Source organism: Bariatricus sp. HCP28S3_D3 (assembly GCF_052065755.1).
In the GTDB taxonomy this organism is placed as follows: Bacteria; Bacillota; Clostridia; order Lachnospirales; family Lachnospiraceae; genus Allocoprococcus.
The window spans coordinates 26,416-39,969 of the sequence record NZ_JBQHTK010000005.1 but is presented as its reverse complement, the minus strand read 5'-3'; the positions used below and the strand labels follow the sequence as shown (position 1 = coordinate 39,969).

Annotated in this window: 16 protein-coding genes; 1 reads left to right on the top strand and 15 read right to left on the bottom strand. The window is 45.6% G+C overall.

The annotated features are described in order from the left end of the window. Nucleotides 1-24 precede the first annotated feature (24 nt). Genes ACTNB3_RS05720 through ACTNB3_RS05695 form a run of 6 tightly spaced genes read right to left on the bottom strand, consistent with a single transcriptional unit; the run spans nt 25 to nt 6,301 of the window. Entirely contained in the window at nt 25-789 is a 765-nt protein-coding gene (locus ACTNB3_RS05720; protein WP_427806591.1) for an SDR family NAD(P)-dependent oxidoreductase, read from the bottom strand. A gap of 4 nt (nt 790-793) precedes the next feature. Further along, nucleotides 794-2,707, bottom strand: coding sequence for a YgiQ family radical SAM protein (locus ACTNB3_RS05715; protein ID WP_441024753.1), 1,914 nt, complete (start codon nt 2,705-2,707; stop codon nt 794-796). After that, complete coding sequence (locus ACTNB3_RS05710; RefSeq protein ID WP_427806588.1) at nt 2,708-3,376, bottom strand: HAD family hydrolase; 669 nt, start codon at nt 3,374-3,376, stop codon at nt 2,708-2,710. Beyond that, nucleotides 3,370-4,074, bottom strand: a complete 705-nt coding sequence (locus ACTNB3_RS05705; RefSeq protein ID WP_441024752.1) for a pseudouridine synthase — start codon at nt 4,072-4,074, stop codon at nt 3,370-3,372. The genes ACTNB3_RS05710 and ACTNB3_RS05705 overlap by 7 nt, the downstream gene beginning before the upstream one ends. Next, nucleotides 4,071-5,462 (bottom strand): RsmF rRNA methyltransferase first C-terminal domain-containing protein, encoded by a 1,392-nt coding sequence (locus tag ACTNB3_RS05700; RefSeq protein ID WP_427820538.1) that lies wholly within the window; start codon nt 5,460-5,462, stop codon nt 4,071-4,073. Before ACTNB3_RS05700 ends, ACTNB3_RS05705 begins: the two co-directional genes overlap by 4 nt. 38 nt (nt 5,463-5,500) lie before the next feature. Beyond that, a complete protein-coding gene (locus ACTNB3_RS05695; RefSeq protein WP_427820528.1) occupies nt 5,501-6,301 on the bottom strand; it encodes a M23 family metallopeptidase in 801 nt (266 codons plus the stop codon). Nucleotides 6,302-6,438: 137 nt separating this feature from the next. Here ACTNB3_RS05695 and ACTNB3_RS05690 point away from each other — a divergent pair, with 137 nt between their 5' ends. After that, nucleotides 6,439-7,377, top strand: coding sequence for a nucleoside recognition domain-containing protein (locus ACTNB3_RS05690; protein WP_427820527.1), 939 nt, complete (start codon nt 6,439-6,441; stop codon nt 7,375-7,377). 21 nt (nt 7,378-7,398) lie between these two features. Here ACTNB3_RS05690 and ACTNB3_RS05685 read toward each other — a convergent pair whose 3' ends face one another. From ACTNB3_RS05685 to ylqF, 9 genes are all read right to left on the bottom strand, one after another. Next, nucleotides 7,399-7,995, bottom strand: a complete 597-nt coding sequence (locus tag ACTNB3_RS05685; protein ID WP_427806584.1) for an ATPase — start codon at nt 7,993-7,995, stop codon at nt 7,399-7,401. Nucleotides 7,996-8,025: 30 nt separating this feature from the next. Next, the gene (gene coaD / locus ACTNB3_RS05680; protein WP_427820526.1) at nt 8,026-8,502 is read right to left on the bottom strand and encodes a pantetheine-phosphate adenylyltransferase; all 477 of its coding nucleotides are present in this window, start codon (nt 8,500-8,502) and stop codon (nt 8,026-8,028) included. Continuing rightward, complete coding sequence (rsmD, locus tag ACTNB3_RS05675; RefSeq protein ID WP_427820525.1) at nt 8,496-9,062, bottom strand: 16S rRNA (guanine(966)-N(2))-methyltransferase RsmD; 567 nt, start codon at nt 9,060-9,062, stop codon at nt 8,496-8,498. The genes coaD and rsmD overlap by 7 nt, the downstream gene beginning before the upstream one ends. Before the next feature lie 60 nt (nt 9,063-9,122). Beyond that, nucleotides 9,123-10,019, bottom strand: a complete 897-nt coding sequence (locus tag ACTNB3_RS05670) for a mechanosensitive ion channel family protein (RefSeq protein WP_427820524.1) — start codon at nt 10,017-10,019, stop codon at nt 9,123-9,125. A gap of 1 nt (nt 10,020) precedes the next feature. Beyond that, nucleotides 10,021-10,881 (bottom strand): peptidoglycan editing factor PgeF, encoded by an 861-nt coding sequence (gene pgeF, locus ACTNB3_RS05665; RefSeq protein ID WP_427806580.1) that lies wholly within the window; start codon nt 10,879-10,881, stop codon nt 10,021-10,023. A gap of 2 nt (nt 10,882-10,883) precedes the next feature. Further along, nucleotides 10,884-11,270 (bottom strand): YraN family protein, encoded by a 387-nt coding sequence (locus ACTNB3_RS05660; protein WP_427820523.1) that lies wholly within the window; start codon nt 11,268-11,270, stop codon nt 10,884-10,886. Between the two features lie 77 nt (nt 11,271-11,347). Next, complete coding sequence (locus ACTNB3_RS05655) at nt 11,348-12,109, bottom strand: ribonuclease HII (protein WP_441024749.1); 762 nt, start codon at nt 12,107-12,109, stop codon at nt 11,348-11,350. Then, nucleotides 12,102-12,692 (bottom strand): signal peptidase I, encoded by a 591-nt coding sequence (gene lepB / locus ACTNB3_RS05650; RefSeq protein ID WP_427820521.1) that lies wholly within the window; start codon nt 12,690-12,692, stop codon nt 12,102-12,104. The genes ACTNB3_RS05655 and lepB overlap by 8 nt, the downstream gene beginning before the upstream one ends. Then, nucleotides 12,682-13,542, bottom strand: coding sequence for a ribosome biogenesis GTPase YlqF (gene ylqF / locus ACTNB3_RS05645; RefSeq protein ID WP_441024748.1), 861 nt, complete (start codon nt 13,540-13,542; stop codon nt 12,682-12,684). The genes lepB and ylqF overlap by 11 nt, the downstream gene beginning before the upstream one ends. Nucleotides 13,543-13,554: the final 12 nt, after the last annotated feature.

Genomic DNA, 13,554 nt, shown 5'->3' with positions numbered 1-13,554 from the left:
TTATATCATTGATTCATTGTGAAGTTATCCGAGTTTTTCCATCGCTGCCAGAATCATGTGATCCGGAAGCAGCTTGGCCGCAGCCTGTGCCGCTTTCATCGGGATTCCGTAGACAGACATAGATTTGCGGTTTCTGGCATCGATAAGAGCCTTTCTCACTACGGAAGGTGCATCACTGAGAACCTTTTTTTTCATCAGACTGTTATTGGTCCCTGCTACATCAAAGAATTCGGTATCTACCGGTCCCGGACAGACAGCTGTGACAATAATTCCTTTCTTTCTGACTTCGGCACCAAGCCCTTTGGAAAAGCTGAGTACATAGGCTTTTGTGGCTGCATATACCGCGAATCCGCTCTGTGGGCAGAACGCAGCAGCACTGGCCACATTTATGATCCGGCTCCCTTTTGACATGTAAGGAAGGCAAGTCAGAGTCATCTCGGTAAGTCCTCGGCAATTCAGATCGATCATGCGGAGCTGCAGTTTTTTATCTTCGGCTGCAATCTCTTCGATCGTTCCCATTTTCCCGAATCCGGCTGCATTTACCAGCATTCGGACATCCGGATTCTGATTTTCCAGGCGGTTCAGCACCTGCTTGTAAATTAGATCCTCTTCCATATCTCCTGCAAAGACACGGATATACACTGGGAGCTTTTCTTTCAGTTCTTCCAGCCTTTCGGCTCTTCGCGCAACCACCCAGATCTCATCCAGATTCTTATAGAGACGTGTAATCTGTCTGACAAATTCACGGCCGAGCCCGGAAGATGCTCCGGTTACAATTGCTATCTTCATCGTATCACCTCTTCTTTCTTACGTTTGATTTCTTTGTGGGAACGGTTTTCTTTTTCATATCCGTATTTTTCTTTGAATCTTTCTTTTTCTTTGATTCTGTATTCTGTTTTTCAGAACGCAGTTTTCTGGGACGAATCAGACATTTTTCTCCGAATCCGACCAGATCCATACGTCCTGTCTTCTTCAGTGCTTCCATGACCAGATCGTAATTCTGAGGGTTACGATACTGGATCAATGCCCGCTGCATCGCTTTTTCATGCGGATTCTTTGGCACATAGACCGGCTTCATGGTACGCGGGTCTACACCAGTATAGTACATGCATGTAGAAATCGTGGACGGTGTCGGATAGAAATCCTGTACTTGTTCGGGCATATACCCAAGATCTCTCAGATATTCTGCAAGACATACTGCATCTTTAAGTGTAGATCCTGGGTGCGAAGACATCAGATAGGGAACCAGATACTGCTTCAATCCCATTTTCTGATTCAGCTTCTCATATTTTTTTGTGAATTTTTCATATACGGCATGTTCCGGCTTGCCCATCATCTTCAAAACATCATCCGATACGTGTTCCGGTGCGACTTTCAGCTGGCCGCTGACATGATATTGACAGAGTTCCCGGAAGAACGTGTCGTCCGAATCCGCCAGAAGATAATCAAACCGGATTCCAGAACGAATGAAAACTTTTTTCACCTTCGGCAGTTCTCTTAATTTCCTTAACAGAGCCGTATAGTCTGTATGATCGGCAATCAGGTTTTTACAAGGGGCCGGGAACAGACACTGTTTGTTCGGACAGGCGCCGTATTTTAATTGCTTCTTGCAGGCGGGTGCACGGAAATTTGCAGTTGGTCCACCTACATCGTGAATGTAGCCTTTGAAATCCGGGTCTTCTGTAAATCCCTTTGCTTCTTCAATTAAAGATTCATGGCTTCTTGTCTGAATGATACGACCCTGATGGAAAGTCAGTGCGCAGAAATTGCAGCCGCCGAAACAGCCTCTGTTGCTGATCAGGCTGAATTTCACTTCACTGATCGCCGGTACTCCTCCGAATTTTTCATAGGACGGATGATACGTTCTCATATAGGGAAGGCTGTACACATCATCCATTTCCTGCTGGGTAAGTGGTTTCGCCGGTGGATTCTGAACCACATAAAGATGGTCAGAATAAGGTTCCACCAGACGTTTGCCGGAATAGGGATCCGTATTCTGATACTGGGTGTAGAAACTCTTGGCATAGAGAAGCTTGTCTTCTTTCATTGCTTCGTAGGATTCCAGCATGACTGCATCATAAATGCTGTCCAGACTCTTCACTTTGCAGACAGTTCCGTCAAGATAGGTCAGATCTTTGACATCGAGTCCGGCATCCAGTGCCTCTGCAATCTCAATGATCGAGCGTTCCCCCATTCCATAGGAAATCAGATCTGCTCCGGAATCCAGAAGGATGGAGCGTTTCAGACGGTCTGACCAGTAATCGTAGTGGGCAAGTCTTCGAAGGCTTGCTTCGATTCCCCCTAAAATAATCGGAGTCTTTTTATAACGCTGGCGGATCAGATTCCCATAAACCACAGCGGCATAATCGGGACGTTTTCCCATCACGCCTCCGGGAGTGTAGGAATCCTGATGGCGCCTTTTCTTTGAAACGGTATAATGATTGACCATGGAATCCATATTTCCCGCAGAAACCAGAAAGGCCAGACGCGGTTCCCCGAATTCGCAAATGCTGTCCGACGTTTTCCAGTCCGGCTGTGACAGGATTGCAACCCGGTATCCGTGTGATTCCAGAAGCCTTGTAATGATGGCATGACCAAATGAGGGATGATCCACGTAAGCGTCTCCGCACACATAGACAAAATCAACCTGATCCCATCCTCTGTCCTGCATTTCCTTTCTGTTAATTGGTAAAAATCCCTGACTCATTTATAATACCTCGAATGTTTGATTTTTTATATCATGATAGCTGTGAATATAATAATCGGCAAGCTGCCGTTTCTTTTCTTCCTGCCAGCTGGAAAATGCATCTTCTACAGCACACACCTTCATACCGGCATTTTTCCCGGCAAGGATGCCCATCGGTACATCTTCAAACACCAGGCATTTCTCCGGCGCAATGCCAAGATTATTTGCTGCAGCCAGATACACGTCCGGGGCCGGTTTGCCCTTCTTCACTTCACAGGATGTGCAGATTACATCAATATCATTCTGGATTCCCAGAGCATTCAGTGTGGCCAGAACCAGTTTCCGGTCATTGCTGGTCGCTATGGCGGTACGGATCCGGTTTTTGTGGATTCCATGCAGGAACTCCTTTGCACCGTCTTTCAGCCTGACCTCATGCGTATATTTATGCAGTGCCATCTCATACCATTCCTGTTTTATTTCCTCGATCGTGCGCGGAAGTTCGGGAAAGACATCCAGATAATACTGTGCTGTCTCTGTAAAACTTTTCCCTTCCATCTGTTCGTAAAAATCCTCCGGCGCACGAAGATGGTATTTCTCAATATATTCTTTGTCGATTTCGACCCAGACCCACATGGAATCAACCAATGTTCCGTCCAGGTCAAAGATCACGGCTTCCATTTCTTCTAACATAACTTCTTCAGTTCCTCCTCGGTCAATGGACGATACTCTCCTTCTCTGAGCTGTGGATCCAGTACAAGTGTTCCCATGGACTCTCGCCGCAGATAGATCACCTTCTTGCCCCGAGCTTCGAACATTCTTTTGACCTGATGAAAACGTCCTTCCTGAATAGTAAGACGGATCTCGGATTCTTTCCCGGAAGTCAGGATCTCAAGTCTGGCCGGAAGGGTCAGCTTCTCGTCTCCTATATCTATTCCCTGTGCAAATGCATCTGCATCTTCAGAATTAACTTCTCCGTCTATTTTTGCATAATAAATCTTATCGACATGTTTTCCGGGCGCCAGGAGGCGATGCGACAGTTCCCCGTCGTTGGTGACAAGAAGCAGTCCTACCGTATCCTTGTCCAGTCTTCCTACGGGAAAGAGATCCTTTCTCCGCTGTCCTTTGAACAGATCAAGCACGGTTTTCTCTTTTGGATCTTTTGTCGCAGAGACCACTCCGGCCGGTTTGTTCATCATGTAATATTCCATCCGGCGATACACAACTTCTTTTCCGTTCACCGCGATTTTCTGCGTATCGGCATCAACCTTCAGTTCCGGTTTTTTCACCGTCACGTCATCGACTTTTACCATTCCCTGACGAATTGCTTTCTTAATCTCACTTCGTGTACCCATATCCATGTCGGCAAGGTATTTGTCTAACCGGATCATGCAGACTGATTCCTCCATCCTGGCAGATATTTATTCTTCAGTGTTCCTCCTGCAAGCTTGCCCCATCCAAGCGGATATCCGTCCACACAGACAAGATGCCATCCCTTTGCCCGGGAAGAAACAAGATCATCTACGTCGATGGTCTCACCTTTCAGATAACGCTGTACACGTGTATCTTCCGCTTTTAGATCCAAGGTATGGGCATATGATTCCATCGAAAGATTCATGGCAAGCGCCTGGCTTGGCTCAAAACGCTTTTTCTTTAGTTCTCCAAGCAGAAGGCCGCTTCTCAGAAAACGGATTCCCTTTAGATCAGGCAGATCCTCCGGCATGTAATAAACCCGTTCATTGCGGATATCAAGGCGTTCCGGCTTCAGATCCCATGCGACATCCGCAAAAAATTCAGAAAGCTCTTCCGGAATTTTCCTGCCCCCCTTTGCGGAAGGATAATGATCGGCATCATGTTCTGTATCCGCCTGTCCTTTTTGCAGAAGTGCCAGGAAATGCCCCTCGCCTCTCATGCGGTGCGGGAAAATGCGTACGGTTTTCGTCAGTTTGGGAATTCCTCCGTCTATTGCCGATGGGATTCCTTCTGCAAAGCCCTCATATCCTTTCATCTCAAGAATTTCAAATTCCGGATATTCCTTCAAAAGATGCATGATCGTACCTTCATTCTCTTCCGGATCGAAGGTACATGTTGAATACAGCATCATGCCTCCCGGCTTCAGCATGCGTGCAGCCTGGGTGATGATGCTTCGCTGGAGTTTCGCAAAAAAGGATGGGCCATGTTCTTCCCAGGCTTTTACCATCTTCCTGTCCTTGCGGAACATCCCTTCTCCCGAGCAGGGAGCATCGATAAGAATCTTGTCAAAATATCCGGTAAAATAGTTCTCCAGCTTACCCGGTTCTTCGCTGAGGACCAGCATGTTCCCGATGCCGAATACTTCCAGATTCTTAAGAAGCCCCTTTGCACGGGAACTGCTGATATCATTGGCAACCAGTACCCCTTCTCCCATAAGCTTTGCTCCAAGTTCCGTTGCTTTTCCGCCGGGGGCTGCACATACATCCAGCACACGTTCTCCCGGTGATACAGGAAGCCGATTGGCCGGTGTCATCGCGCTGGGCTCCTGCAGATAATACAGCCCTGCAAAATAGTAGGGGTGTTTCGCCGGCGCGACCTGCTCCCCGTCATAATAAAATCCATTTTCAATCCACGGGATCGGTGTCAGCGGAAATGGTGCAATTTTCAGGAAGTCCTCCACAGAGATCTTTCGTGTATTAACCCGAAGCCCATAATAACGCGGCTCCTCGTAACAGCGGATATATTCCTCAAATTCAGAGCCCAGAAGGCACTGCATCTTTTCTTCAAATCTTTCTGGCAATTGTATCATGAATCTTTCCTCCATATCGTTTAAGTATAACATAGTTAGAATGAACAGGAAAGTTTTTTCTCTTCCAATGTTCGTAAAATCCAGTACGGATTCACACTGATCTCATTTTCGCCAGGATATAAATAGATACCGATATGGAGATGCGTCGGAAACATTCCTTTTGTCCCTTCTTCCCCATAACCAGTATTTCCCATAAATCCGATGAGATCTCCCGCACAAACAGTGTCTCCTTCCTCCAGATCCGCATAGGAATCCAGATGTGCATAATAATAATAGCCGCCTTGAGCAGACAGAATTCCGATACGGTATCCGCCCCTTTCCAGCCAGCCTTTATTCATAACAGTGCCGTCCGAAATACTGACAACCGGATACAGACCGGGTACATCTTTCGAGGCCATAAGATCAGTACCCTCATGTCCTCGTTTCCCACCATAAGTGCGTTCGTTCATCCAGGAATCCGTAAAATGGACCTGATATTCCTCATGTACAGTTGAGTTCGGCACCGGAAAATAAATTGCTTCATTCCAGATTGCACAGCAGGCGTCCCTGTACGCTCTCCAGGCAGGCCTGGAGGTCCACAGCTTTTCTTCCCCGTTTTCAAATCCCCCCAGTATCATCAGCGCTGCGGATGTTCCCCGGTCCTCCGGCTGCATCTCTTTCAGTATCTTGAGATTCTCCTCACCGATTTCATGAGAGCGGAATTCATCCGAAAATATCGTCGTATCATTCAGTTTTGTCAGACGTGCCCTCATCTTCAGATTTGTGTTAAGAATCATAACAAGAAAGGCAGCACCCAGTAGATACAGAAGGAAAAGGCTGGATTTGTTTTTACGCATCCAGACGCATCTCCGTTTTTTTATGAATCTATGCGTAATAGCGAAATCTTATGTTATTTTCACTGGATCCGGAAATGGAATATACTGTGATATTGTCCCGTATATTGTGAAGAAAAGATTTTGTATTTTGAGGTTTTATGAAGCATAATCTCAACACATTATTCCTGATCACACTTTTTGTCCTGATGCTTACTTTCCCGGGAGTAGTATTTGCAGGTGCCAGAGAGGGGCTTCTTCTATGGTTTCGAACGGTTCTTCCCACCCTGTTTCCGTTCATGGTTATCACCGGTCTGCTTACAGGAAGCAGTGCTCTGGAAGCAATATCTTCTCTTTTGCATCCGGTAACCGGTGCATTATTTCAGATATCGCCGGCTTCTTCTCTTGCCGTTCTGACCGGCTTTTTCTGCGGATATCCAATGGGTGCAAGAACCTCCGTAAGTCTTGTGAAATCCGGATATATTTCCGAAAAAGAAGGTGAATATCTGTTGTCTTTTTGTAACAACACCAGTCCGATGTTCGTCATTAGCTATGTATGCATGCAAACGCTGAAGCGAAAAGATCTGGCTTTGATAAGTCTTATGATTCTGGTCTCATCCTCGGTAATCTGCAGTTTCATTTTTCGCAACTTTTACGGTAGAACCAGTACCCCGAGAGCATCCAAAATTATGGCGGATCTCTCATCGAAGCCGGAAACGATGTTGGAACTTCTTGATGACTGTATTACAGAGAGCTGTGAAGGAATTGTGAAAATAGGCGGATATATCATCGTCTGCTCCATTGCGCTTGCATTGCTCAAGGAGATTCCTTGCAGAAATCTGATCTGGTGCAATTTGATTCTTCCCTCTATAGAAATCACAGCCGGTATCAGCATGCTGGCAAATAGCCGGTTTTTCTTTCCAATCCGGTATGCTCTTATGATGGCACTTATTTCTTTTGGTGGAATCTGTGCTGTATTTCAGACCAGATGTATGACTGCGAAAACCGATTTCTCCATGGCACGCTACATAACAGAAAAGCTGATTACCGCTTTGGTAACCAGCCTTTTATCTTTTGCCTTTGTGACATTGTATCGTTGATGAATTGCCGTGCTCCCCTTATTATTCTTCCGGTAATTCTTCTGTACCGAATTCTGCTTCAAGTCCTCGAGCAGATTTATCCGGTATTTCAAGTTCTGCGCGGTTGTTACGTACAACATCGTAGCATTCCTGCAGAGAATTCACAAGTCCGTCATACTTCGTCGTATAACTGTCCAGCGTATGACCAATGATGCTTTCGGCATTTGCAAGAAGATCATCCGCATACTGCATCGCACCGATGCGGATATCGTTTGCATCGTTCGTTGCATTATCCAGGATCTGCTGAGCCTGCTCTGTGGCCGCCATTACGATCTCATTTGCCTGAGAATATGCCTGCTGCATGATCTCATGTTCACTTACAAGCTCGTTGGTGTGGATCTGCGCTTCCTCGATCATGCTTTCTGCTTTAGACTGGGCATCGGCAAGGATCGCATCTTTGTTTGCGATAATCTTCTGATAGCGCTTGATCTCATCCGGAGTTTTCATACGGAGTTCGCGAAGAAGTTCATCCATCTGATCCTTATTTACAATAATTTTAGTTGTAGATAAGGGCTGAAATTTACAACTGTCGATGTACTCTTCAATTTCTTCAATAATCTGTTCAATACGGCTGCTCATAATTTACACTCTCCTTCTTGCCGTTTGGATTTACGGCATTTTATCTTTCATTCTGTCAGCTACAGCTTCCGGCACAAATTGAGAAATATCTCCGCCAAAGGCTGCCACTTCTTTTACAGTTGTTGAGCTCAGATATGAATAATCCAGGCTGGTGGTGAGAAATAATGTCTCTATATCTGACTGCAGCTTCTGGTTCGTCTGAGCCATCTGCAGTTCGTATTCAAAGTCTGTGATCGCACGAAGTCCTCGAATGACAACTTTCGCATCCATCTTCTTTGCGAAATCGACAAGCAGTCCTTCAAAAGGAATAATTCTGACGTTCGGCAGATTACAAGTTACTTCTTCTAACATTTTAACACGTTCTTCTACAGAAAACAACGGCATTTTTGCTTTATTCCGCAGCACACCGATAATCAGTTCGTCCACAATATTACAGGCTCTTGTCATGATATCGAGGTGCCCGAAGGTAACCGGATCAAAACTACCGGGATAGATTGCTCTTAACATTGGTCTTCTCCTTTGCGCTGCACAAAAACATGTGCATTTGTTTTGTATTCTTTTCGTTTAATCAAAGAGAAACCAAGCCCCTCGAGATAGGAAAAATCCGTTTCAAGAGATGCTTCTACGATAATCAGTGCGTCGTAAGCAAGCAGTGAAGAATCAGCCAGATATTCGAGCATCTGCTTTTCCAACAGATGATTGTACGGCGGATCCATAAATACATAGTCAAATCTTTTCTTCCCTTCCAATTTTCGAAGTGCTCCTAGCGCATCACTTATAATCACTTCAGCCTGACCGGAAAGCTTCGTCCGTTCCAGGTTTTCCCTGATACACGCTGCCGCACGGGGGTTCTTCTCTACAAATACCGCTTTTTCTGCACCACGGCTCAGAGCTTCGATACCGATTGCACCGCTGCCTGCAAAAAGATCAAGAAAGGTGCAGTCGTAAAGCCCATGTGAAATCATATTGAAAAGAGTCTCCTTGATCCGGTCCGTAGTCGGACGGGTATCCATCCCTTCAATCGTCTTCAGTTGTATACGCCGTGCTTTCCCTGCTATCACTCTCATCGTATCTTCTCCCTGTTAAATTTCCCGTTTATTATAATCTCTCACACAAAAGCTGTCAAACTATTTATCCATATGTACTTTTAATTGTGCAAACGGAATTTCAATACCGTTCTCATCCAGGGTCAGTTTGATCGTTTCCAGCAGTCGCCATCGCGTCGGCCAGTATTTTTCCGTCTTCACGAATGCACGCACTCCTAATACGACAGAACTCTCTCCCAGATCATGTACGAATACAATGTGTTCCCTTTCTTTATCAACATCTTCGTCCTTATCCAGAATGTCGTAAAGGAGCGCTTTCGCTTTACGCAAGTCAGAATCATAGGAAATGTCTACCCGTAGATCCAGTTTGAGATATTCTTTGTCGGAAAAATTGGTCAGACTGGTATTTGCAAGTGTACCGTTCGGAATGACGATCGTTTTATTGTCCACCGTTGAAAGCTTTGTATAAAAAATCTGTATTTCCTTCACCGTTCCTTCGTTGCCGTGACTGTCCTCCATAATATAATCCCCGACTACGAACGGTTTCAAAAGGAGAATCAGCATTCCGCCTGCAAGATTGGAGAGACTTCCCTGCAGTGCAAGGCTGACTGCCATACCACCGGAGGCAATAATAGCTGCTGTGGATGTGGATTCGATGCCCAGTTCATTAGCCAGATACAGAACCAGAAGAATATGGAGCCCGAATTTCAACAGGGAATCCACGAACTGGCATGCACCGGTATCAATATTACCGCGTTTCATGGAGCCACGGACGATCTTCCTTACCCAGCCAATCAGGCGATGCCCGATATAAAAGAAGACAAGGACCAGAAGCACACGGATCGCGAATGAAAGGACTTCCGGTCCTTTTGTCTCAAGTATTTTGTTAAATGTACTGATTTTTTCAACCGCTTCTTCTGCGTTTACTGTAAGATCCGTCGATTCGGCAAGAAATAAAACAGGATTACGTAACTGCATGCTATTGCTCCTCCTTTAATGCAAGAAATGCTGCCAGATTTCCTCGTTTTCCATTCGATGCACGGTGTGAAAACAGAAGATCCGGATTACAGCAGGTACAGAGATTCGTCACGGCCAGATGCTCCGGTAAAATGCCGGCCTGAAGAAGCACAATCTCATTTGCTTTCCATAGATTCAGCTGATATTTTCCGTTCTCCTTTCGATCATATAGATCATTCCAGTCTGCTTCATCAAATGCGTTCTGAAATTTCTGAATGACATCTTCACTTACTTCATAGCAATCCTGACAGATGGAAGGCCCGACTGCCGCAAGAATATCTTCCGGCCTGCAACCGAATTTGCTTCGCATGATATCTACGGTTACCTGACCCATCCTCGCGGCAGTTCCCCTCCACCCAGAATGACTGGATGCGATGACACGTTTGACCGGATCAACAAAAAGAAGCGGAACACAGTCTGCATAGAACGTTACAAGGCAGATGCCGGGGATATTGGTCACAAGGCCATCCACATTATCATAATCCCGCTCTCTCGTCACTCCTTTTCCGGCATCTGCTTCCGTCACAATCCGGACATTGGTAGTATGTGTCTGGCGTGAACAAACCATACGGGCAGGATCAACGCCAATTGCCTTTCCGATTCTGCGATAGTTTTCACGCACATTCTCCTCCGCGTCACCACGGGTATAGCTGAGATTCATTGTCGCGTAGATTCCTTTGCTCACACCACCAAGACGTGTAGAAATCCCGTGATTCACGATGTTCGTATTTTCAAAAAGCGGATACTGAAGGAAAGGAACCTGTTCGATTTCTTTTTCTTCAAATACCTTTCTGTTATCTTTATAATGTAATCCTATTTTCATTCTTACACTCCTGTAAAATCAAATGCATTTTTTACCCAAGTTATTTCCTGATCCGTAATTCCGATCACGTCAAATCTGCAGAATCGTTCTGTCTGATTCGTCTTTGCAAGATAATACAGTGCCGTTTTGGAAATCCGGCGCTGCTTTTCTGGATGCACCGCTTCAAGCGGAATAGCAGATTGGGAACCACTTCGGTATTTCACTTCACAGAATATCAAATCACATCCGTTTTCTGCGATGATATCGATCTCGCCGTTTCTGCAGCGAAAATTATACTGAAGGATCCGATAACCCTGCTTTTTCAGAAAATCTCCTGCAAGGAGTTCATAATCAGCTCCTGTTCTTCGTCTGTTTGAATGATGATTTCTGTGTCCCTTTTGTATGTTCATATCGCATCAGATCTGGTTTCCCGTAAGTACAACCTGTGTGTTCAGATAGCTGATCACGCCGCTCTCTTTCTAGCGGATCAGTCAAAAAAATTTTTAATGAATGTCTGTCGGTGGATCGGTGTCGGACCGAGACGTTTCAACACTTCGATATGTGCGGCGGATCCGTATCCTTTGTGATCCTTAAAACCATATTCCGGAAACACTTCATCGTATTGAATCATGAGCCGGTCCCTTGTGACCTTCGCAATGACGCTTGCTGCGGCTATGGAAAGGCTTTTTGCGTCCCCCTTGATGATCGGCACCTGTCTGATAGAAACTTCAGGTATGGTAACGGCGTCATTGAGCAGGACATCCGGTACGCAGTTCAGATTGCCGATTGCCTTATGCATTGCTTCATAAGTTGCCTGAAGAATATTGATCTCATCGATTCTTGCCGGGCTTGCCATACCGACACCGACCGAAATCGCTTTCTCCATGATCTCATCGTAAAGACATTCTCTTCTCTTAGCAGAAAGCTGTTTGGAATCGTTCAGATATAGGATGCGGCAATCTTTCGGAAGAATCACCGCACCGGCAACGACCGGACCTGCCAGTGGTCCTCTTCCGGCTTCGTCGATACCGCATACTATGCCGTAGCTGCTGTATTCCTTCTCATAACAGCACATCGCCTCCAGGCGATCCTGTTCTTTTTTACATTTCTCATCCTGTTTCCTGTATTTCGCAATCAGGCGAATGACTCCGGCGCGGTCATCATCAGCATAACGCAAATAAAGCGTATTTCGGTCCCCCGTAGTCTGTTTGAATTCTTCTTCAATTTCTCTGATGCTTTTCTTATCCATGATTTACCACTCCGATTTTGTTGAACGGATAGATCCGAACCCATGCACGCCCTATGAGCTGGTCTCGCTTTAAGACACCGACGCTTGGTTCCCGGCTGTCGCTGCTGTGATTTCTGTTATCTCCCAATACAAAATACTCATCTTCACCCAACGTAATCGGCTCCGCCGCAATTCCGGCATTTACCATCGGCTCGGCTCCGAAATGTTCGTCCAGCTGTTCACCGTTGATATATACGGCTCCGTCCTTCACCTGGACAGTTTCGCCCGGGAGCCCGATGATGCGTTTGATATAATATGTATTTTCCGCGTGCTGGTATGGGAATACGATTACTTCATACCGCTGCGGATCACGGAATCGGAAGGACAGCTTGTCTACGATCAGATTATCTCCATTGCTTAACGCCGGTTCCATGGAATGTCCGTCAACTTTGGTGCGCTGACCGACAAATGTAATAATCAGATATGTGATTACGATGACAAATAAAAAATAAAGGATCCAGCTGCCCAGTTCTTTCCAGAAACCGGAAGTTTTTTTAACAGTATCCGCTGCGTTAACGAGTTCCTGCTCTGTATTATGATTCATGTTCATACTCCTTTACAAATTCAAGCGTAAGCGGTCCGATCTTACCATTCCTGAAATCATCCAGAAGCATGGAAGCTGCTTTTTTCGTGTCAAGTTCATTCCCGCGAACCAGACAATGACGGCTTTCTGCAATTTGTTCCAGCATCTGATAATTATCTTCCACTTCATCTACCGCATATTTTTCAGCTAATCTTCCGGGATATTCTTTCTTCATGAATCCGCAAAGTTCAGCTGCCAGTTCTTCAATATTTATGATTTCATCTTTAATGGAGCCAATTAAAGCCAGTCGGAGACCTACTGTCTGGTCTTCAAATTTCGGCCAGAGGATTCCCGGTGTGTCGAGAAGCTCGACATTTTTGTTCAGGCGTATCCACTGTTTTCCCTTTGTGACTCCCGGTTTGTTTCCGGTTTTGGCGCAGGCCTTTCCGGCAAGAGAATTAATAAATGTAGATTTTCCGACGTTCGGAATTCCGACAACCATAGCTCTAACCGGACGGTTTAAAATTCCTCGTTTCCGGTCCCGCTCGATCTTTTCACGGCACGCTTCCTGAATCACATTCTGAATGCTTTTCATTCCGCCGCCTTTTCTCGAATTTACTTTTACAACTGAATATCCTTTTCCTTTAAAATATGCTACCCATTCATCTGTGCATCTGTCATCTGCAAGATCACTTTTATTTAGAAGGATCAGTCTGGCACGGCCTCGTCCCAGTTCGTCAATATCCGGATTCCGGCTGCTCATGGGGATTCTTGCATCCACAAGTTCGATTACCAGATCGATCAATTTGATATTCTCCTGCATCATCCTTCTTGCCTTTGTCATATGTCCAGGATACCATTGAAAATTCATACTTCATCCTCA